This is a genomic window from Marinobacter sp. LV10MA510-1 (assembly GCF_002563885.1).
Lineage (GTDB): Bacteria > Pseudomonadota > Gammaproteobacteria > Pseudomonadales > Oleiphilaceae > Marinobacter.
The window spans coordinates 2,229,925-2,250,702 of sequence record NZ_PDJA01000001.1; the positions used below are offsets into that span (position 1 = coordinate 2,229,925).

The 20,778-nt window shown below is 57.4% G+C and carries 22 protein-coding genes; 9 read left to right on the plus strand and 13 right to left on the minus strand.

Annotated features, from left to right (window positions below; translation table 11 throughout):
* Window positions 1-21 precede the first annotated feature (21 nt).
* The 4 genes from rlmH to ATI45_RS10715 form a co-directional block, all read right to left on the minus strand.
* Complete coding sequence (gene rlmH / locus ATI45_RS10700; RefSeq protein WP_098419486.1) at window positions 22-492, minus strand: 23S rRNA (pseudouridine(1915)-N(3))-methyltransferase RlmH; 471 nt, start codon at window positions 490-492, stop codon at window positions 22-24.
* A 2-nt stretch (window positions 493-494) separates the two neighbouring features.
* Window positions 495-851 carry a ribosome silencing factor gene (gene rsfS, locus ATI45_RS10705; protein WP_098419487.1) on the minus strand — a complete coding sequence of 119 codons (357 nt, stop codon included), beginning with the start codon at window positions 849-851 and terminating at the stop codon, window positions 495-497.
* A gap of 69 nt (window positions 852-920) precedes the next feature.
* Window positions 921-1,571 (minus strand): nicotinate-nucleotide adenylyltransferase, encoded by a 651-nt coding sequence (gene nadD, locus ATI45_RS10710; RefSeq protein ID WP_098419488.1) that lies wholly within the window; start codon window positions 1,569-1,571, stop codon window positions 921-923.
* A gap of 3 nt (window positions 1,572-1,574) precedes the next feature.
* Window positions 1,575-2,831, minus strand: coding sequence for a glutamate-5-semialdehyde dehydrogenase (locus ATI45_RS10715; RefSeq protein WP_098419489.1), 1,257 nt, complete (start codon window positions 2,829-2,831; stop codon window positions 1,575-1,577).
* 136 nt (window positions 2,832-2,967) lie between these two features.
* On the opposite strand from ATI45_RS10715, the gene ATI45_RS10720 reads away from it, so the two are divergent.
* The 3 genes from ATI45_RS10720 to ATI45_RS10730 are packed head-to-tail and all read left to right on the plus strand — an operon-like array spanning window position 2,968 to window position 6,397.
* Complete coding sequence (locus tag ATI45_RS10720) at window positions 2,968-3,954, plus strand: GGDEF domain-containing protein (protein ID WP_098419490.1); 987 nt, start codon at window positions 2,968-2,970, stop codon at window positions 3,952-3,954.
* Entirely contained in the window at window positions 3,951-4,946 is a 996-nt protein-coding gene (locus tag ATI45_RS10725) for a GGDEF domain-containing protein (RefSeq protein ID WP_098419491.1), read from the plus strand. Before ATI45_RS10720 ends, ATI45_RS10725 begins: the two co-directional genes overlap by 4 nt.
* Window positions 4,946-6,397, plus strand: coding sequence for a bifunctional DedA family/phosphatase PAP2 family protein (locus ATI45_RS10730; protein ID WP_098419492.1), 1,452 nt, complete (start codon window positions 4,946-4,948; stop codon window positions 6,395-6,397). Before ATI45_RS10725 ends, ATI45_RS10730 begins: the two co-directional genes overlap by 1 nt.
* Window positions 6,398-6,403: 6 nt before the next feature.
* Here ATI45_RS10730 and ATI45_RS10735 read toward each other — a convergent pair whose 3' ends face one another.
* Both ATI45_RS10735 and ATI45_RS10740 read right to left on the minus strand, forming a co-directional pair.
* Window positions 6,404-7,657: an HDOD domain-containing protein gene (locus ATI45_RS10735; RefSeq protein WP_098419493.1), complete on the minus strand. Its 1,254-nt coding sequence runs from the start codon at window positions 7,655-7,657 to the stop codon at window positions 6,404-6,406.
* A gap of 166 nt (window positions 7,658-7,823) precedes the next feature.
* The gene (locus ATI45_RS10740) at window positions 7,824-8,960 is read right to left on the minus strand and encodes an AI-2E family transporter (protein WP_098419494.1); all 1,137 of its coding nucleotides are present in this window, start codon (window positions 8,958-8,960) and stop codon (window positions 7,824-7,826) included.
* A 71-nt stretch (window positions 8,961-9,031) separates the two neighbouring features.
* On the opposite strand from ATI45_RS10740, the gene ATI45_RS10745 reads away from it, so the two are divergent.
* Window positions 9,032-9,421, plus strand: a complete 390-nt coding sequence (locus ATI45_RS10745; protein ID WP_228735966.1) for a hypothetical protein — start codon at window positions 9,032-9,034, stop codon at window positions 9,419-9,421.
* Between the two features lie 142 nt (window positions 9,422-9,563).
* Window positions 9,564-11,078, plus strand: a complete 1,515-nt coding sequence (locus tag ATI45_RS10750) for a DEAD/DEAH box helicase (protein ID WP_098419495.1) — start codon at window positions 9,564-9,566, stop codon at window positions 11,076-11,078.
* Here ATI45_RS10750 and ATI45_RS10755 read toward each other — a convergent pair.
* From ATI45_RS10755 to ATI45_RS10770, 4 genes are read right to left on the minus strand one after another with little or no spacing between them, the layout of a single operon-like run.
* A complete protein-coding gene (locus tag ATI45_RS10755; protein WP_098419496.1) occupies window positions 11,057-11,572 on the minus strand; it encodes a dihydrofolate reductase in 516 nt (171 codons plus the stop codon). The two genes, ATI45_RS10750 and ATI45_RS10755, sit on opposite strands and share 22 nt — an antisense overlap.
* Before the next feature lie 39 nt (window positions 11,573-11,611).
* Complete coding sequence (locus ATI45_RS10760; protein WP_098419497.1) at window positions 11,612-12,451, minus strand: thymidylate synthase; 840 nt, start codon at window positions 12,449-12,451, stop codon at window positions 11,612-11,614.
* Window positions 12,448-13,236 carry a prolipoprotein diacylglyceryl transferase gene (gene lgt, locus ATI45_RS10765; protein WP_098419498.1) on the minus strand — a complete coding sequence of 263 codons (789 nt, stop codon included), beginning with the start codon at window positions 13,234-13,236 and terminating at the stop codon, window positions 12,448-12,450. The genes ATI45_RS10760 and lgt overlap by 4 nt, the downstream gene beginning before the upstream one ends.
* Before the next feature lie 9 nt (window positions 13,237-13,245).
* Window positions 13,246-14,031, minus strand: coding sequence for a sulfite exporter TauE/SafE family protein (locus ATI45_RS10770; protein WP_179888258.1), 786 nt, complete (start codon window positions 14,029-14,031; stop codon window positions 13,246-13,248).
* A 122-nt stretch (window positions 14,032-14,153) separates the two neighbouring features.
* Here ATI45_RS10770 and ATI45_RS10775 point away from each other — a divergent pair, with 122 nt between their 5' ends.
* The 4 genes from ATI45_RS10775 (at window position 14,154) to dxs (ending at window position 18,393) form a co-directional block, all read left to right on the plus strand.
* A complete protein-coding gene (locus tag ATI45_RS10775) occupies window positions 14,154-14,960 on the plus strand; it encodes an NRDE family protein (RefSeq protein WP_098419500.1) in 807 nt (268 codons plus the stop codon).
* Window positions 14,961-15,047: 87 nt separating this feature from the next.
* Window positions 15,048-15,371, plus strand: a complete 324-nt coding sequence (locus ATI45_RS10780; RefSeq protein ID WP_098419501.1) for an exodeoxyribonuclease VII small subunit — start codon at window positions 15,048-15,050, stop codon at window positions 15,369-15,371.
* Window positions 15,368-16,267: a polyprenyl synthetase family protein gene (locus ATI45_RS10785; protein WP_098419502.1), complete on the plus strand. Its 900-nt coding sequence runs from the start codon at window positions 15,368-15,370 to the stop codon at window positions 16,265-16,267. The genes ATI45_RS10780 and ATI45_RS10785 overlap by 4 nt, the downstream gene beginning before the upstream one ends.
* A 173-nt stretch (window positions 16,268-16,440) precedes the next feature.
* Window positions 16,441-18,393 carry a 1-deoxy-D-xylulose-5-phosphate synthase gene (gene dxs / locus ATI45_RS10790; protein WP_098419503.1) on the plus strand — a complete coding sequence of 651 codons (1,953 nt, stop codon included), beginning with the start codon at window positions 16,441-16,443 and terminating at the stop codon, window positions 18,391-18,393.
* 65 nt (window positions 18,394-18,458) lie between these two features.
* Here the strand turns inward: dxs and ribA are convergent, their stop codons facing one another.
* The 3 genes from ribA to ATI45_RS10805 all read right to left on the minus strand — a co-directional run bounded on the left by ribA (window position 18,459) and on the right by ATI45_RS10805 (window position 20,757).
* Window positions 18,459-19,073 carry a GTP cyclohydrolase II gene (ribA, locus tag ATI45_RS10795; protein ID WP_098419504.1) on the minus strand — a complete coding sequence of 205 codons (615 nt, stop codon included), beginning with the start codon at window positions 19,071-19,073 and terminating at the stop codon, window positions 18,459-18,461.
* Between the two features lie 99 nt (window positions 19,074-19,172).
* Window positions 19,173-19,670, minus strand: a complete 498-nt coding sequence (moaC, locus tag ATI45_RS10800) for a cyclic pyranopterin monophosphate synthase MoaC (protein WP_323807649.1) — start codon at window positions 19,668-19,670, stop codon at window positions 19,173-19,175.
* Window positions 19,671-19,767: 97 nt separating this feature from the next.
* Window positions 19,768-20,757, minus strand: a complete 990-nt coding sequence (locus tag ATI45_RS10805) for a Nudix family hydrolase (protein ID WP_323807668.1) — start codon at window positions 20,755-20,757, stop codon at window positions 19,768-19,770.
* Window positions 20,758-20,778: the final 21 nt, after the last annotated feature.

Here is a 20,778-nt window from a genome sequence, read left to right on the forward strand (position 1 = left end):
GAAGCACTCCCATCGTGCGCCTTACGCCCGGTGGTAAGGATGGTTGCGGGTAATGGACCAGGCCCGGTATAGCTGCTCCGCCAACACAATGCGTACCAACGGGTGAGGCAGAGTCAGCGACGATAAAGACCATTGTTGGTCAGCGCGCTGACGACAGGCGTCAGCGAGCCCGTCCGGCCCACCCACCAGAAAGTTGACGTCGCGGCCATCCTGTTGCCAGTTTTCCAGTTGCGCAGCCAACTTTTCGGTCGACCAGGGCCGCCCTTCCACTTCCAGCGCTACCACCCGGTCTTTCGGTTGGGTAGCAGCAAGAATGGCATCGCTTTCGCGCTGCATAAGTCTGGGGATGTCCGGGTTTTTACCCCGGTGTGCCATGGCGATTTCGACCAGTTCCAGAGATAACTCCGGAGGCATGCGACGCGCGTAATCCAGGTAACCGGCACTGACCCAGTCTGGCATTTTTTGCCCCACGCAGATCAGACGTAAACGCATGGTTATTCGCCGCCCGCGAGACCAAAATCAGGTGCCGGAGCGTCACGCCAGAATCGTTCCAAATCGTAGAATTCGCGCGCCGCCGGCATCATCACATGCACCACAACATCACCCAAATCCACCAGTATCCAGTCGCTGCCGCCAGCGCCTTCTAAATGATCAACCCGAACACCCTGCTCTTTTGCGTCAACGACGACCGAATTGGCCAACGCTTTCAAGTGTCGGTTGGACGTGCCAGACGCCAAAACCATGAAGTCGGTGACACTGGTGCGCTCGCGCACATCAATGACACTTAAATCCTGGGCTTTTACATCTTCCAGCGCGTTTACTACCAGATCTTTCAGTTGTTCGGCCTGCATAATCACCCTGTTGCCCGGGCTCTGGCCAGAATGGCCGCCCGAAAAGTCGCTATTAACGCGATTGTAGCACTAAAGTTCCACCGCAGGGCAGGCACCATAGAGCCCTTGCCGGTGAATTTCTGCCAGCGCTTGCCAAGGAAGCAGGTAGCGCGCGGAGTGACCCGCCGCCAGACGCTGGCGAATGGCGGTCGCAGAAATATCCAGCAAGGGCGGCGAAAACATTACAATTCGGCCACACGGCAAGTTTTTCAGCTCTTCGCCCTGTTCAAGATAATGCTTCGACAGCAAAGAGGCCGGCACTCCCTGTGGGTCCAACGCCGGCCCGGGGCGGCTGACCACCACAATGTGCGCCAGCGCCAGAATTTCCTGCCACTGGCGCCAGCGATCAAAACCGGCAAACGCGTCGGTACCCACGGCCATCACCAGTGGGCAATCCGGGCCCAATTCGGCGCGCAGTTGGCGCAGGGTGTCGGCGGTAAAGGATTTACCGCCGCGATCTAACTCGCGTGAGTCAATTGCCAACGCCGGCTCACCCGCAATCGCCAACTGCAAAAGCCGAAGTCGCTGATCGGCGGTTGCGCCCGTCGCGCCACGGTGCGGAGGAGTATAGCTGGGTACCAGGTGCACCTGAGCCACCCCAAGATAATCCTTGAGCTCGAGGCCCAGGCGCAGGTGGCCGTGGTGCACTGGGTCAAAGGTACCGCCATAAATTACGTGCATGCGCTAAACCCGGATATGGCCGTCACCGAACACCACGTATTTTTGCGACGTCAGGCCCTCCAGACCCACCGGCCCGCGGGCGTGGATTTTGTCAGTGGAAATTCCGATTTCCGCACCCAGACCGTATTCAAAGCCATCGGCAAAGCGGGTGGAGGCATTCACCATCACCGAGCTGGAATCCACTTCGGTAAGAAAACGCCGGGCGCGGGTGTAATTTTCGGTGATAATACTGTCGGTGTGCTGGGAGCTGAACTGACTGATATGAGCAATAGCGCCGTCCAGACCATCCACCACCTTCACCGCTAGAATAGGGGCCAGGTATTCTGCTTCCCAGTCGGCTTCTGTTGCCGGCGTCATCTCGCTGACAATCTCCCGGCTGCGCTCGCAGCCGCGTAGCTCTACGCCTTTTTCTACGAACGCAGCGTTCAGCAGCGGCAGCATATCGGCGGCAATTTCCTCATCCACCAAAAGCGTTTCCATAGTGTTGCAGGTGCCGTAGCGCTGGGTTTTGGCGTTCACCGCCACCGCCAGCGCCTTTTCTGGATCGGCGTGACTGTCGATATAAACGTGACAGACGCCATCAAGGTGCTTTATGACCGGAACCCGGGCGTCACGGCTGACGCGCTCAATCAGACCTTTGCCACCACGCGGCACGATAACGTCAACGTACTGCGGCATGGTGATCAGTTCGCCCACTGCGGCGCGGTCGGCGGTGGCAATAATCTGAACAGCCGTTTCCGGCAGCCCGGCTTGAGCTAGCCCACTGGCAATGCAGCGCGCAATCGCCTGATTGGAGTGAATGGACTCAGAGCCGCCGCGCAATATGGCGGCATTACCAGACTTCAGACAGAGGCTGGCCGCTTCAACGGTCACATTCGGGCGTGACTCATAAATAATCCCGATAACGCCCAGCGGCACACGCATTTTGCCCACCTGAATGCCCGAAGGCCTGTAGGCCATGTCGGTTATCACGCCAATCGGGTCTGCCAGGCCGGCCACCTGCAGTAGCCCTTCAATCATGGCGTCTACCCGCACCGGCGTCAGTTCCAGGCGGTCCAGCATGGCGCTGTCCAGACCGCTGGCCCTGGCCGCAGAAAGATCCTGTTGATTGGCCTGAGCCAGTTCGTCGCGGGCGGCGTCCAGGGCCTGAGCCATAGCCAGCAGCGCCTGATTACGAACCGCTGTGGTTGATCGGGCAACGTGTTTCGCTGCTGCACGGGCCTGGGCACCCACTCCATTCATGTATGCTGCAATGTCCATCCGCTTGTTACCTTTGAATTCTGATGTCGCTAGTACCCTTAACTTTACCTGTCTGCATTCAAGTACGCACCCCAAACAACCAGTATACTCGTGCCTTGAACTCCGAAAACCGATCGCCACTAAAAGGAACGCGAACATGGCCACGATGGCCAGCCCTGTGCTGTTAAAACCCCTTGCCCACAGTGCATTTATTGCAGCTGCGGTTATGGCTGCGCTCTGCGCGCTGGCAGGTGAGCCGTTGCTGGCTGCCTGCGCTGCAACGGTTGGCGGCATTGTGGTGTGCAGCCCAACGTTCCGGAAACGCCATGGCGCTGCGCCCTGGCCTGGCCTGCGCGCCGGATTTTTTATTATTCTGGTGCTCTTGGTGGCCACCGCCGCATTAACAGACCGGTGGTTTATAAGTTACTGGGTCTATGGTCTGCCACTATTGGCCTATCTTGTAGTACCGCAGCGCGGGGCATGGATTGCCATTCTTGCGGTGGTCGCCATCGCCCTATTTATGGTGTACCAAGCCAGCGGCATTGCCCAGCGCCATCAGATAATCGGCGCCTTTTTTCTGACCCTGCTGCTAAGCCTTATGCTGATATTTCTACTGGAGTTCAAACGCCGCCAGCTAATGCCCCTTCGACGCACCGACGAGCTGACCAACGCCGCCAGCCAGCAACACCTGACCGCCGATTTGAATAAAGAGATTCAACGCAGCGAGCGTGAAGGCACTACCCTGTCAGTCATCATGCTGGCACTAAAACCCAGCAACGATGCAGAGCCGGCGGGCGCTGATTCGCGTTCGATTCTGCCGCAAATCGGGCGCTATTTGCACAGCCACATCCGCGACTTTGACGCTTACTATCGCGTTGCAGACCTTCAGTTTCTGATCATTCTTCCCGGTATTACCAGCCCCCAGGCCTCGCGGCAGGCCGAGGCTTTGCGCCAAGGCGTGCAACAACTGTTAACCAGCCATCAACTGGCCATGACACTCAGCACCGGCGCCGCCGGACTCAACATCGGCGATGACGCCAACAGCCTGCAACGCAGCGTCACAGGCGCGTTACGCAGGGCCCAGCAACACACCGGTAATGACAGCCAGACCTTCAACGGGCGGAACCAGGAGCCAAAGGCATGACCGAAACCCGGCTGCGCACCCGCACTTATGGCACAGCGTATCTGCTAACCGCCCTATTCTTACTGATGCTGGGCCTGCTAAATCTGCGTTACGGCTTTTATGGGCTGTTTTTTGTCGCCCTGGCCATGGCCGTGCTGGCCGCAGCGGGCCTGGCCTACACCATCATGAACAGGCGCCAGCAATTAGCCGCAAAAGGTCATTTTATTGTTCTGTGCACCCTCAACGGTGCCGTGCTGGCGACCAGCGCTGCCAGTCAGAGCCCGGTTGCCGGCCACTGGGCAATGCCGTTGCTGGCGCTGAACTTACTCATTCTGCCTGCGCGCAAAGGGCTGGGCCTGTCGCTGTTATTGCTGGTGCTGATGACACTGCTGTTAATGCTGAAAGCCGACACCACAGAAGCCCTGGCGGCTTTCGGTGGCATGGCCATGCTACTTGGAACCGGTGCGCTGGCCGTGCGGCGCTACAGTACCATGGCACAATCTGCGGATGACCTGACCCTTATTGACCCGCTGACGGGAGCTCACCACGGCCGGTTTCTGGACGAAAATCTGCAGCAGGAAATTAGCCGGGCCAAGGTAACCGGACATCCATTGTCAGTGATTGCACTGGATATAGATCACGCTGATGAAGTGACGACCCTGCATGGCAACGACACTCTGCCTGCTCTGCAGCGGCAAATTATTCAGCAGCTGTTCGAAATCATTCGTGCAGGCGACACTCTTTATACCCTTAGCGAATCAAATCTGTTCCTGATTTTGCCATTCACCCCGGAGGAAGGCGCGCGGGTGATCGCCGAGCGCATTCGTCGCACTATCGCCGAACGGTCTTGGCTGCCGGTCGAAAGCAGCAGCGTCAGTATAGGCTGCACCACACGCATGCCGGCTGATAGCGAAAGCAATACCTTAAGACAAAGAGCCCATAACGGCGCCAGCCAGGCCCGTAAAACGGGCGGGAACAGTGTACGGTTTGCGCCCGGACCCTTAGCCTTATAATGCCGGGCTGGCTGGGCGAGTTTAGTGCTGTAGTGGCTGCAAATCCGGGCTGGTTGAGCGCCGCGCTGTTTACCACAGCCCTGGTGGAGTCTCTGGCGGTTGCCGGTCTGCTGGTGCCCGGCGTGGCCATTCTTTTTGCGTTGACCGCCTTGGCCGGACAGACCGGCATGGCATTGGGCGAGGCCCTTTTCTGGGTATTTTTTGGCGCCATTGTCGGCGACACACTGAGCTTTGCTCTGGGGCGCCTGCTGACAGGAAGGCTTAACAATGTCTGGCCCATGAGCCGCTACCCGGCCATTGTGGCCCGCGGAGAAGCTTTTTTTTACCGGCACGGCGGCTTTAGCATTGTGGCGGGGCGCTTTATTGGCCCGATCAGGCCCATCATCCCCCTGGTTGCTGGCGCGCTCTGGATGCCCTGGTACCGTTTTTTTGCCTTCAATATCAGCTCGGCTGTTGCATGGGCACCCGTTTATGTATTGCCGGGATTTCTGGTTGGCAGCGCCCTTACGTCGGAGTTACGGCCACCGCCCCACGTCTATGCCGTTAGCCTGGTCAGCGTGGGTGTTCTGTTGCTGGTGTATCTGGTGTTGTTTCGCGCCCACCTGGGCCTGACGGGCCGCGGCCGCGTGTATCGGTATCTTGAGCAGATTATGCAAAACTATCGCACCAGTCACCGATTCTGGCATCTTTACAGCAAACAACGCCCAACTAATCAGGGCGAATTTCCGCTGGCGTCTCTTATTCTGGGCCTGGGCAGTGCCAGTTTGTTTGTGTTGTGGGGCCAGCTGGCGGTGTTTACCGATGCTCTGCGACCTTTTGATCAAGCAGCACTGGAATGGTTTACGGCCTGGCGCCAACCGCTGCTGGATATACCCGCGGTTGCGATTACATCGCTAGGCGACCCGGCGGTTTTACTGGTCGCCTCAGCACTTGCCTGCCTGACTCTGACGTTTCGCGGTTTTTACGCCGGCGCCCTGCATTGCCTGGCCGCCGGTGTGCTGACCACTGTTCTGGTGTGGGCACTGAAAAACGGTTTTGCTGCTGCACGACCGGAGATGGTGTTTGCACCGCCGCAATCCGGTTCGTTTCCCAGCGCCCATACCGCCGGCATTACGGTGCTGGTGACCCTTGCGGCTGGTTTTATTGCAGCTGAAGCCAGCGCCCGCAAACGCTGGCAGATATATGTGCTGGCATCGCTACCGCTGCTTCCGGTGGCGTTAAGTCGGCTTTACCTGGGCGTTCACTGGTTCAGCGATATTGTGGGTGGCTTGTTGCTGGGGTTGGCGATTACGGGTCTGGTGCGCGCAAGCTACAGTCGCTATGACCGCATTGCGCTCTACCCAGACAGCACAACCGCTGCAGCTTTAACGGCCTGGTTCGTATTTTGCGGAGGCTATCTTTACTTGCGCTGGCCTCAGGCGCTGGCCGACTACGCGCCGGCCATCAGCTGAGTGTGCCTATCGGATTGCCAGCAGCTGTTTTACTTCATCCACACGGCTGCGGGCGCGGGTTAACAGATCCAGGCTGCGCGACGCATTCAGCTCCAGCCCGCCCAGGCGGCTGTATGCGGGCAGCTGATCAAAACGTGGCAGCCCCTCGCTCTGGCCAGAACCAATCATGGCGTGCATTTGCGCCACAATCACTACGTCTACCAGCTGCGGTTGCGGCTGATCGCTGGCATAGCCCCAGTCCTGAGCGTGGCGGGTCGCTTCTAGAAACGGTGCCGGAAACGCCCAGTTTTCCAGCACCGCGGTGCCAGTATCTGCGCGCAGCTCGGCGATGACTGCCAGTAAGCGATCTTCGTCATTAAACAAATGGGGATGATACTCGGCGTGCACCAGTATTGGCACCACGCCAATGTCGTGCAGCAGCCCGGCAAGCATGGCCTCCTCCGGATTGATTTTGGTCGCTTCATCAGCCAGCACCCAGCACAGCGCTGCCATCTCGCGGGAGTGCTGCCATAAACGCTCCATGTGTTTCTGCAGCACCGGCTGACGGCTCTTGAACACGTCACGCATGGCGAATACGGTCACTAGCTGACGGGTTGTTTTCATACCCAGACGCACCACTGTTTCGCGTACATTACGGACATCGTTAAAACCGCGATAAAGAGGGCTATTGCAGGCTCGCACCAGCTTTGCAGACATCGCCGGATCTGCCGATATAGCCATAGCAACCTGATCTACCCCAGTATCCTCTCGGTCTACCAGACGCCGCACTTTCCAGGCTACATCCGGCACGCTGGGCAGCTGAACCTGATTCGAGCGCAGCTCGGCATGGAATTCCATCAACAGCTGTTGCTGTTCGCTGCTGGCCTGGTCGCCATCACTGGCGTGCATTTCCACCTGGTTCACGGGCGCACGGCCCAGCATCTGCGCCAGAACATCCTGAGCGATGACCAAAAACTCACAGGGCTTTATCGCTTTCACGTCGTACATGCGCGGCTGCAAACGGGCGATGGGATTCTGCGCACGTTCGCTGCCGGCAGCGATGCGGCCGTGGCGACCGTCTTCGGACGTCAGCTCTACTTCTCCGGCCAACAGAAAAAACTCTTGGCCGTCACGGGCGCCGCGTTTCATGATGCTCTTACCGGCTTTAAACAGACAACGTTCGGCACGGCTAGCCAGCAGCACCAGCTGATCATCGGTTAGCCTGTTTAAAGGCTGGAAAGCTTTCAGCTGACGAAGTGACAGGCTTTCCTGACCTCCCATGAAGGTACTCCTCTGGCGCGTAATTTCTAAATAAAGGCGGTCTTATTACAGAGTGTAACCAGCGGTGCGCAAAACAACCATGCACAAGCGGCGGAAACCAGCATTCATTAACCGCGAAAATCGGTTGTTTCGACCAATCCTGAAAGCTTAAGCATTGCGTTAATGGTTAGCTGGGTTTGGTATTATCCGTTTCTACCGGCGTATCAGCTTTGCCTGAATTTTTAACCTCGCCGTCGCGTAACCACGCCTGGGTAATGGGCGATTCCTGGCTGAACTCGCGAATAAAGATACCCCAAAAAGCGTTAAACAGCGCCGCCACGAGAGGACCCATAACAAAGCCGTTGATACCAAACATTGCGAGGCCGCCCAAGGTAGACAGCAACACAATGTAATCTGGCAGTTTGGTGTCGCGCCCAACCAGAATCGGACGTAATACGTTATCGGCAAGACCAATCACCACAACTCCGAAAGCGGTCAATATCAACGCTTGAACCACATCGCCTATGGCAGCCAAGTAAATAGCGGCAGGCACCCACACCAGTGCCGCACCCACCGCCGGTAACAACGACACAATGGCCATCACCACACCCCAAAGAAGCGCGCCCTGAATACCCAGAATCCAAAAAATCAGGCCGCCCATGGCGCCTTGAATAATAGCAATCAGCAGATTTCCTTTTACCGTTGCCCGGGTAACTTCGGCAAACTTGGCAAACAGCAGGCGCTCACGCTCGTCTCCCAGCGGCAGGGCCCGGATCAGAAGCTCTACCAGGCTTACGCCATCGCGAAGCAAAAAGAACGCCAGATACACCATCAGTGCCAGGCCAAGAAAAAACTGGAAGGTATTCTGACCCAGCCCTAACGCCTGCTTGCCCAGAAACTGGCTGCCGCTGACCACCAGATTAACAGCGCGATCACGCAGTCCAGCGAAACTAACGTCAAACTGCGCCAGAAAAGCCTGAATGGCCGGGAACGACTGATTCACCTGGTCGATATACTCGCCAGGGCGCACGTCGCCGTCCTGGATTTTCTGATACAGGCTGATGCCCTCTGCCACCAGGGAAGTCACCAACAGCAGCACGGGAATGACCACAATGACCATGCACAGAAACAGGGTAATCAATGCGTTGGTGTTGGGACGGTCACCAAAGCGCCGTGCCAGTTTCAGCTGAACCGGATGAAAAATCAGAGCGATGGCCACCGCCCAGAATATCGGCCCAAAAAAAGGCTTCATCAGCAATATAAAGGCGACTGAGACCCCAATCAGCATGGCCAGAAAGGCGCGTGTTTCAAGTTTTGCGTACATAGTGATCCAAACTCTCCTTGTTGCGGACCTAAGCCTACCACGGCACCATAGGCGCGGGGATAGCTAGCTGTTTGTCGTGGTTTATTAAAAAACTGTCATTATTGCGAGCCAAATCAGTGCAAGTGGACACATTTACCGAAGACACCGCGCTAGACGCCGTTGTTGAGTTGCAGCGAGTGCTGGCAGCGCGCACCCATCGCCGCATAGTGCTGGGGCAGGAAGTTACAGTGCCCGGCCAGCTGGGTGCAGCGCTGAATTTGCCTCGCACCGTAAACCGATTGCGAAGCAGGCAGGCTCGCCTGCGTGAACAGGGCCTGGAAGATTTTCAGCAACTTTGGGTTACCCTGTCGATACAAACACGCGAGAAAGTATTGCGGGCAATCGGCTGGTACAAACCACAGGAATTAAGCTGGGACGACAAACGTTCCAATCGTCTCCCCGGGCCTGACAAGGGCGTCTGACACCCCTTTTTTGACATCCGCGGACAACTACCTACGGGCCAGCCCTCATTTTTGCGTATTAAAGCAGCAACAAAACCGTTATAATCCGTTCACATCACGCATTGCACGTCAATGCTTTACCTTTCGAATTCCGAGTACATCAATGTCTGAAATGTCTTTTGCCGAACTGGGGCTTGATCCTGCCGTTCTTGAAGCGGTGACCGCCGTTGGCTATGAAACCCCCACACCCATACAAGCGCAATCTATTCCTGCGCTCTTATCCGGCCGCCATTTGCTGGGTGTAGCCCAGACAGGCACCGGTAAAACCGCCGCCTTTGCTTTACCGCTGCTAAGCCGGGTTGACCCAAGCATCAACGCGCCGCAGATTCTGGTTCTGGCGCCTACCCGTGAGCTGGCCATTCAAGTGGCTGAGGCGTTTTCTACTTACGCCAGCAAGATCCCTAATTTTCACGTACTGCCTATTTATGGCGGTCAAGATTTTTTCCCGCAGATTAAAGGCCTGCGCCGCGGAGCCCACGTTATTGTTGGCACCCCTGGCCGTATGCTGGACCACCTGCGCAAAGGCACCCTGAAGCTGGACAACCTGAAAGCTCTGGTGCTGGACGAAGCCGACGAAATGCTGCGCATGGGCTTTATTGACGACGTTGAAGCGATTCTGTCGAAAACCCCAGACAACTGCCAGCGTGCCCTGTTCTCGGCCACCATGCCGCCGCAAATCAAGAAGGTTGCTCAGACCTACCTGAAAGATGCGGTTGAAGTGCGTATCGAAAGCGCAAGCCGCACGGTTGATGCTATCTCCCAGTATGTATTGCCGGTGTACGCTGAGCGCAAGCTTGACGCCCTGACCCGCATTCTGGAAGTAGAGCCGTTTGATGCGGCGATCATTTTTGTCCGCACCAAGGCCGAAACCATCGTATTGGCGGAAAAGCTGGCTGCTCGCGGCCACGCTGTGGCGCCCTTGAACGGCGATCTGAACCAACGTCAGCGCGAGCAGACGGTTGAAGATCTGAAACGTAGCAAGAAAGACATCGTGGTAGCCACAGACGTTGCTGCCCGTGGTCTGGACGTTCCGCGCATCACACACGTGATCAACTACGACGTACCCTACGACACCGAAGCCTATATTCACCGCATTGGTCGTACTGGCCGTGCCGGCCGTGATGGCAAAGCCATTTTGTTGGTAACGCCCCGCGAGCGTAGCTGGCTGCGCACTCTGGAGCGCGCTACCAATTCAACGATGGAAGCCTACGAGCTGCCCTCGCCGGCGGCGCTGCAGAAAATGCGCGTAGATCAGTTTGAAAGCCAACTGGTAGGTTTTGCGGAAGATCGCAAACTGAGCAAAGCAATGGCGATGCTGGACGATATCGCTGAGCGCAACGAGATGGACGTTTCCATGATTGCAGGCGCTCTGGCGTGCATGCTGGAAGCCACGCAGCCAGGTTCGTTGCCGCTGGAACAGCCTGAAGCGTTGCCAGCGGTATCAACCACGCAGCCAAATCGTGACCGCAAAGCCGGTCGCCCTGGCGAATTCCGCAAGGGCCCGAAGCCTGGCAGCTACAATAAGCGGCCGAGTGGCGGCGCGCCAGGCGGCAAAGGCAAGTTTGCTGGCAAGCCCGCTGGCAAGCGTCCGCCGCGTCAGTCTGACGCCAAGCGCTGATACACTACGAAGCTGTAGTTGTAAGGATTGTTGTCGGACGCGGAGAAATCTTCGCGTCCGATTTCGTTCCACTCCTTCCAGTTCACCTCCGGAAAGTAAGCATCGCCCTCCACGTTAGCGTGCACCAGGGTCATGTAAATCCGATCCACCAGCAGTAACGCCTCGGCGTAGATTTGCCCGCCGCCAATCACCATCACTTCTTCAATTCCGTCCAGCTCAGCCTGTGCTTCGGCTTTTTTTAGTGCTGCCTGCAAGCTTATGGCTGCTGTGGTGCCTGCCGGGGCCTGCCATTCTTCATTGCGTGTGATAACCACGTTCATGCGCCCAGGCAAGGGGCGACCGATAGAATCCCAGGTTTTACGGCCCATGATGATAGGCTTACCCATGGTGGCCTGTTTGAAGTATTTCAGGTCGCCAGGCAGGTACCATGGCAGGTTGTTGTTACGGCCGATGACGCGATTTTGAGCCATGGCGACGATAAGTGCTTTTTGCATGGTGGTTTCCTTTTTTAACACGGAAAGCTAGCTCAACTATTAAATAGCAATCGGTGCTTTTATTCCGGGATATGGCTCGTAGCCTTCAAACTCAAAATCGTCCAGATCGTAACCGAAGATGGAGTAAGGCTTGCGCTTGATCACCAGCTTTGGCAAAGCCCTTGGTTCGCGCTTGAGTTGCTCGAACACGATGTCGTCAGTCAGGTGATTGCTATACAGATGGCAATCGCCAAAAGTGTGTACGAACTCACCAACGTCCAGATCGCACTGCTGGGCGATCATGTGGGTGAGCAAGGCATAGGAGGCGATGTTAAAGGGTACGCCCAGGAACAGATCGGCGCTGCGCTGGTAGAGCTGGCAGGAGAGTTTGCCGTCGTTGACATAAAACTGGAACAGGCAGTGGCACGGGGCCAGTGCCATGCGGCCCTGGCGCACGTTATCTTGCGGGCCGATGGATTCGTCGGGCAGTTCGGCCGGGTTCCAGGCGGAGACGATCAGGCGGCGGGAATTGGGTTTTTGGCGAATCTGGTCAATCAGGTCACTGATCTGGTCAATCACGCGGCCGTCGTGGCACTGCCAGCTGCGCCATTGTTTGCCGTAGATGGGCCCCAAATCGCCGTTATCCAGAGCCCATTCGTTCCAGATGTTGACTTTGCGTTCGGTCAGCCAGCTGTTGTCGGTGGAGCCCTGCAGGAACCACAGCAGTTCCTGGATGATGCTGCGCAGGTGGATCTTTTTCGTGGTGACCAGGGGAAAACCTTGCTGCAGATTGAAGCGAACCTGGCGGCCGAATACCGAGCGGGTGCCTACACCGGTGCGGTCACCGCGGTCGCTGCCGTTGTCGACAATGTCTTGCATCAGGTCCAGGTAGGCTTTCATACGGCGTTTCTCCGGTAGGCGATGGTCATCAGAATCAGGCCAGCAATAACCATGGGCAGTGACAGCGCTTGTCCCATGGTAAGCCAGTCAAAAGCCAGGTAGCCCAGCTGGGCGTCGGGCTGGCGCACAAATTCCACCGCAAAGCGAAACACGCCATAACAAATCAGGAACAGACCAGATACCGCCATACGCGGCCTGGGTTTGGCCGAGAACCACCATAGGATAATGAAGAATAAAACGCCTTCGAGGGCAAACTGATAAAGCTGGGAGGGGTGTCGAGCCAACGCGTCTGGCGCTTGCGGAAAGACCATGCCCCAGGGCACATCCGTGGGTTTGCCCCAGAGCTCGCCGTTGATAAAATTGCCGATGCGCCCTGCTCCCAGGCCTACGGGCACCAGTGGCGCGACAAAATCGGTCATGCGCCAGAAACCTGCGCCTATTTTACAGCCGTACCACCACATGCCCAGCATGACACCTAGCAGGCCGCCGTGGAATGACATGCCGCCTTCCCACACCCGCAGCAGCCACAAAGGGTCCGCAAGAAACACGTCAAAATTGTAAAAGATGACATAGCCAAAACGGCCACCCAAAATAACTCCAAGCGCCAGATAGAACAGCAGGTCGCCCACCTGTTCTTCGTTAACAGGCGACCAGGGTTTGCGGCTGCGTATGCGCCCCAGCCACCAGCCGGCGGCAAAGCCGACCAGGTAGGTCAAGCCATACCAATATACTTTCAATGGCCCGACGGCAATGGCCACTGGGTCGATTTTCGGATATTGCAACATTGTAGTCCCTTAACTCAGTAAAAAGCGGAGGCCGATCAGCACCAGCATAATGGCGAAGATGCGTTTCAATAGGAGGGCGTTGAGGCGGTGGGCCAGATTGGCACCCACACGGGCAAAAATCACGCTGGTCAGTATGACCCCAAACATCGCCGGCAGATAAATAAAGCCAAGGCTGTGCGGTGGCAGCTCCGGATCACCCCAGCCAGTCCACAGGTTGCCCAGAGCTCCTGCCAGCGCAATGGGCAGGCCGCAGGCCGCGGATATGCCGACGGCATGCTGCATTTTAATGTTACAGCGGCTTAGGTAGGGCACGGTCAATGTGCCGCCGCCGATTCCAAAGATGGCCGAGGCCCAGCCAATAACAGCGCCAGCCACACTCAGACCCTTTTTACCTGGCACAGATCGATCTGGTTTGGGGTTGAAGCCAAGCAACATTTTTATCGCCACCACGATCACAAATACGCCAATGATCAGTTCCAGCGCTGGCCCGCTAAGCAGTGATGCGGTCCAGGCGCCGATTAAAGCGCCAAATACGATGCCTATGGTCATTGCCCGGAAAATGTCCCAGCGAATTGCGCCGTGAACATGATGTGAGCGTATCGAGCTTAACGAAGTAAACACGATGGTGGCCAGCGAGGTCCCCACCGCCATGTGGGCGGCAATATCGGGGCTGAAGCCCTGGGCACCGAAGCTGAAGATCAATACCGGCACGATAACCAGGCCGCCACCAATGCCAAACAGGCCAGCTAGAGTGCCCGCCAGCGCTCCCAAGGCAAGGTACAGCGAAAAAAGCATGATGAATGACATTGCAGCGCACACCGCCGTTACATTTATGGACGGGTATGATACACCTTGTGAAAACAAGGCTCCATTGCGCCAACCGGCTGTATACACATCGTTAAGGAAATAACGCGGCTATGTGTCTGATTGCGTTTACTCTAGGCCAGAACCGAAACTTTCCGCTGGTGGTCGCTGCTAACCGGGATGAATTTTTCAACCGGCCCACGGCCGCCATGGACTGGTGGCCAAGTGCCCGCCATGCGCTGGTTTCAGAGCAGGTTCTGGCAGGCCGGGATCTCCAGGCCGGCGGTACCTGGCTAGCGGTCAGCGCCAGCGGTGTGGTCAGCGCAGTCACCAATGTGCGCGAAGGCAGCCCGGAAGACGGCACTGTAAGCCGCGGTGATTTGCCTCTGCGCGCCTTACATCAATCGCCCCAGGCCTTGCGCAAGCACCTGACCGATAACGCCAGCCGCTATTCCGGTTTTAATCTGGTTAGGCTCGAGGCCGGCCAAGAGCGCGCAGCCGGCCCCGGCGGCTGGTATTTCAGCAACCGCGACGCTCACCCGGGGCGCAGCCTGCACCGCGGCAGCTACGGCGTCAGCAATCATCTGTTGCAAACGCCCTGGCCCAAACTGTTGCGTCTGCGCCAAGGTGTCACCAACGCCGTCGTCGCAGCCGGTGAAGACAGCGAACCTTTGCATCAGGCGCTCATCAATCACCTGGTTGACTCTACGCCGGCCCCGGACCACCTGCTGCCCCGCACCGGGGTGAGTCTTGATACCGAGCGGATGCTATCACCGGCGTTCATTAACGGCGAGCATTACGGCACCCGCGTAACCACGGTGGTGACTGTGGCCGCCAGTGGCGAAATACGAGTTACCGAGCAAACCTGGCAACCCGGCGGCAAACTGGGTGAATGTCGGCAAATGTGCTGGCAGCAGTAGCCCTTAAGCTCTGTTATAATTCGCCGGAAAATGCATCTAGTGCCCCGTCTGGCGGCATTATTCGATTCGATCACAGCGGAGGCATTTATGGCTGGCAAAAAAAACACCGCGGCTGCCGCGACAAAAGCACCCTCGTTGAGTGGCTTTGAGAAATCCCTGGAGGAGCTGGAACAGCTGGTGCGTGATCTGGAGCACGGCGAATTAACACTGGAGCAATCGCTGTCCACCTTCGAGCGTGGCGTCGGCCTTACCCGTGATTGCCAACAAGCCCTGAAAAGTGCCGAGCAGCGGGTCGAAATGCTGGTACAAAACGGCGATGGCAGTCTGGAAACCCGACCTTTTCATGAACACAGTAATGATCAAAGTAACGAGCAGAGTAATGAACAGAGCGATCAGAGCAGCAATTCGTGAACACGGCCACCCGCTTTCCAGCCAATGCGTTTTTGCAACACTGCCGCGCTGAGATTGACCAGCAGCTAGCCGATTATATGGATCAGGCCAGCGCATCCCAGCGCCTGCGAGACACCATGCGTTATGGCCTGTTGGGCGGTGGCAAGCGCATTCGCCCGGCGCTTTGTCTGGCCGCTGCCGAAGCCGTTGGCGGTCAGCGCCAAATCGCGCTGGCACCGGCCTGTGCTCTGGAGATGATTCACGCTTACTCGCTGATGCACGATGATTTACCGGCCATGGACAACGATAATCTGCGCCGCGGCCGCGCCACCGCGCACATCGCATTCGACGAATCTTCGGCCATACTTGCGGGTGACGCTCTTCAGGCAGAGGCGTTTCGAGTACTGGCTGCAGCGCCCGAGTTAAGCGCCGAGGTCAAACTGGCGATGATAAAAGCCTTGGCGAACGCCTGCGGGGCAAACGGCATGGTGGGCGGGCAGGCTATTGATCTGGAGTCGGTGGCACGAACCCTGACTCTGGAACAGCTAGAGAACATGCACCGCCATAAAACCGGCGCTCTGATTGAAGCCAGCGTGTATCTTGGCGCCCTGGCCGGTGGCGTAACAGGCGCCGCGTTGCTAAACGCCCTGGCTCGTTACGCCCGCGCGCTGGGGCTGGCGTTTCAGGTGCAGGATGATTTGCTGGACATAGAAGGCGATACCGCGGTGATTGGCAAAACCCAAGGCTCTGATATCGCCCGTAGCAAACCCACCTACCCCGCACTGTTAGGGCCGGAAGGCGCGCGCGAACACTTGGCAAGGCTGCTAGCCGAGGCTCACGACAGCCTGGAGGGGCTTGGCATTCAGGCCGACGCCCTACACGCCATGGCAGATTACGTAGTGGCTCGAAGCCACTAATAGCCACAAAGCAAATGCCCGCGTAACATCCCGGGCATTGAGTCGCTCCCGCTACGAGGCGCACACTGCGGGATAAACACTTGGCAAACGACAAGGCGCGGCGCTGATACAACCAGACGATACAGCGTATAAAACTACAACCCTTGCCGATTATGCAAAAAAGAACCGAGCAGATGCAGGACACAATGATTTTCAGGGAAATTCCCTTACAGCGACCCAATACCCCCATGCTGGACCGTATTGGCTCGCCGGCAGACATGCGTCAGTTACCCGCCGACCAGCTCACTCAGCTGGCACGGGAGCTGCGGTCGTTTCTGTTGTGGTCGGTGGGCACGACAGGCGGCCACTTTGGCGCCGGACTGGGCGTACTGGAGCTAACGGTTGCCCTGCACTATGTGTTCAACACGCCGGAAGACCGCCTGGTTTGGGACGTGGGCCATCAGGCCTACCCCCATAAAATCTTGACCGGTCGCCGCGAACAGATGGGCAGTATTCGCCGCAAAAACGGCCTGGCAGGGTTCCCCAAACGCACTGAAAGCCCTTACGACACCTTTGGCGTAGGTCATTCCAGCACTTCTATCAGCGCCGCCCTGGGCATGGCCATTGCCGCCAGCCAGCAAGGGCTGAAACGCAAGAGTATCGCGGTGATTGGTGATGGCGCCATGACCGCCGGCATGGCCTTTGAGGCACTGAATCACGCCGGCCATCTGAAGGCCGATATGCTGGTGATTCTAAACGACAACGACATGTCGATTTCCCGCAACGTGGGTGGGCTGTCCAATTATTTTGCCAAACTGTTGTCCAGTCGCACTTACCATCAAATGCGCGACAGCAGCAAAAAAGTGCTGGAGATAGCACCGGGCCTGCGCGAGCTGGCGAAAAAAACCGAAGAACACTTTAAAGGCATGATTGCTCCGGGCACCCTGTTTGAAGAACTGGGTTTTAATTACATCGGTCCCATTGACGGCCACGACCTGCCATTACTGGTAGAAACGCTGGAGAACATCCGCGAGCTCAGCGGCCCGCAGTTTCTGCACATTGTTACCACCAAAGGCAAAGGTTTTGCGCCTGCAGAAGCCGACCCGATTGGCTACCACGCCATCAACAAGATAGAACCCCTGGCTGCCAGCACCAAACCGGCGCCGGTGAAGTCGGAACCGGCGGCACCCAAATACGCCAACGTGTTTGGCCAATGGCTCTGTGATGCCGCGGCCGCGGATGAGCGGGTGATGGGCATAACCCCTGCCATGTGCGAGGGCTCTGACCTTTTGGCCTTTGCCGAGCGCTTTCCCGCGCGTTATTTTGACGTTGCCATTGCCGAGCAGCACGCTGTTACCTTGGCCGCCGGCATGGCCTGTGATGGCGCCAAACCGGTGGTGGCCATTTACTCCACCTTCTTACAGCGTGGTTACGACCAGCTTATCCACGATGTAGCCATTCAGAATCTGGACGTGCTGTTTGCCATTGACCGCGCCGGTCTGGTGGGCGAAGACGGCCCGACTCATGCCGGGGCCTTCGACATCAGCTATCTGCGTTGCATCCCCAATATGGTGTTGATGACACCGTCTGACGAAAACGAAACCCGGCAGCTACTGCACACCGGCCTGGTGCATGAAGGCCCGGCGGCGGTACGCTATCCCCGCGGTAGCGGCAGCGGAGTCGAGATTGACCCGCTGTTGCACACGCTGCCTCTGGGTAAAGGCAGAATTGTGCGCGAGCGCAAGAGCGCAAGCGGCCGTATTGCCATTCTGAATTTTGGCACCCTTTTGCCGCGAGCCCTGCAAGCCGCGCAGGCGCTGGACGCCACAGTGGCCGATATGCGCTTTGTAAAACCGCTGGATGAAGACCTGATACGCCAGTTGGCAGAGCAGCACGATTTGCTGGTGACTCTGGAAGAAAATGCCATCGCCGGGGGCGCCGGCAGTGCGGTGTGCGAATGGTTGAATCAGGAAGAAATTACCATGCCGGTGCTGCAACTGGGACTGCCCGACACGTTCGTTGACCACGGCAGCCGTAATCAGCTATTGGAGGAGTGCGGGCTTGATGCCACGACTATCGAGCACAACATTAGGGGCCGCGTACAACGATTGGTCAGCCAGTCGGGCAAAGCCGCGCAGTCTTCCTGATAATTGCCTGGCTATGACAAGAGGTTGAGACTGAGCAGGCGAGGTATGAAAGCCGCCTGCTGCGCTCAGAGCTGGGGGTCATCGTCCTGATGAATCTCCAGAAAATGGCCGAGCTTGCTCTGTTTAGTGTCCAGATAGTGCTCGTTATGGGGGTTTCTCCCTACGTGCAGTTCGACTCTTTCCACAACATCAATGCCGTATGACGACAACGCCTTTACTTTGCGCGGGTTGTTAGTCATCAACCGCAAGCGCTTTATACCCAAGTGCTCCAACATATCTTTGCACATGCTGTAGTCACGAAGATCCGCTGCAAACCCCAGACGTTCGTTGGCTTCGACTGTGTCGGCACCCTGGTCCTGAAGGTTGTAGGCACGAATCTTGTTGAGCAGGCCGATGCCACGGCCTTCCTGGCGCAGGTACATCAAAATACCGCGACCTTCACGAGCGATGCTGCGCAAGGCTTCTTCCAGTTGATAACCACAGTCACAGCGCATGCTGTAAAGAGCGTCACCGGTCAGGCACTCAGAGTGGGTGCGGGCTAACATGGGTTCGTCGCCAGCCAGATCACCCAGCGTCAGCGCGACGTGCTCTTTGCCGGTGTCCGGCTCTTCAAAACCGTGCATATCAAAAACCCCAAACGGGGTCGGCAGCCGGCAAGTCTCAATGTAACGAACAGCCACTGTAATTCCTCGTGGTTCGATCTTATGATCTTAGATGGGAGCAGCCTGCCTGCGGCAGGTACGTTGTTTCTAATGGATCAGGTGCTGGGTTTCTATGGATCAGGTGCTGGCCTGCCAGTGGCCACTGCGGCCGCCTTTCTTTTCCACCAAGCGCAGATTGCTTACAACCATGGCCTTGTCGACGGCTTTGCACATGTCGTAAACGGTCAACGCGGCGATACTGGCCGCCGTTAGCGCTTCCATTTCTACGCCGGTCTGACCAGGCAGCTTGCACAAGGTGCGAATGTGGACCGACATGCCGTCTGCACCGGGTTCTAGCTCTACCTTCACCGAGGTCAGGTTTAAGGCGTGGCACAGGGGGATCAGATCGTGGGTGCGCTTGGCCGCCATAATGCCGGCAATACGTGCCACCGCCAAAACGTCACCCTTCGGGTGTTGGCCATCCACGATCATCGCCAGAGTTTGGGCCGACATACTGATCGTGGCCTCGGCGCGGGCTTCGCGCTCAGTTACCGCTTTGGCGGTAACGTCGACCATACGTGCTTCGCCTTTATCATTCAGGTGCGTCAGTTTGCTCACAGCCTCTCCCGTTGGCATAATCGCCGAATAAACACCCTCGACGGTATTGGTTCAATACACATCCACGCTGTAAAAATATGTTACATCATAACAAATGTGGCGCTGCCCTGCGCTGTTAAACGCCGGCTTGTGCCCACCAGAAGCCAATGCCAGCGATGCCTTGTGCGCCGCATTGGCGAGCCTGTGGCAGATCGGCCGGCGATAAGCCGCCGATGCCATACACCGGTAGTCGCGCCGCTGACACCAGTTGGCTGAACCCGTGCCAGCCCAGAGGCGCCTCATTGGGGTGGCTGGGCGTGCCCAACACATGCCCCAGGGTTGCATAGTCGGCCCCAATGACCGCAGCGTGGGCCAGTTGCTCTGCGTTATGGCAGGAAACCCCTAATCGGAAGTGCACGGCCACAGGCCGCTGCTGACAATGCCTGGCGTGGCGCCAGGGCAAATGCACGCCGGCAGCTTGAGAATGGCGGCCTATCAACTCAGCCGCGCCGTGTAACATAAGCTCGCTGCCATGACTCTGGCACAACGCCAAGGCACTCTGCGCAAAGCGAGTATAAGCTATCGCCTGTTCAGCCAAAGCAGGGGACCGCAACACGACCAGCGGTGGCTGACTAACCTGCAGCGCTGCCTGCAAGCGTTTCAGGCCACTTTCACCCTCTGCCACGTCGCTGCCCGTAAACGCCAACTGCGAAGGCAATTGAAGAGCGCGGATAATCGGGCGATTCGCTGCAGGGAAATCCTCATCGCGTAGATCCTGCGGCAATAGCCACTGAATCGGTTGGCCTTCGCGACCATGAGCCTCACCTGCTGCTGTGTCTGTCGACCAGACATCCAGAAAAACCCGCTTGTCGCCATAATCGTGTTGGATACCAATTACGGGCTGTAAAGCGGATTCGATCAACCTTAATCCGGTTTCTTCGGCAATCTCACGCACCAACGCCTGCTGCACGCTTTCACCCGGCTCCACTTTACCGCCCGGAAACTCCAGTAGTCCGCCCTGATGGGCGTGTTCGGGCCTGCGGGCAATCAGTACCCGCCCATCGCGAATGATCACACCGACGGCCACGTGTACCTCACGTAATACGCTGGGCGCTCTATCAGGCACTTTATCAGGTACTTTCCCAAG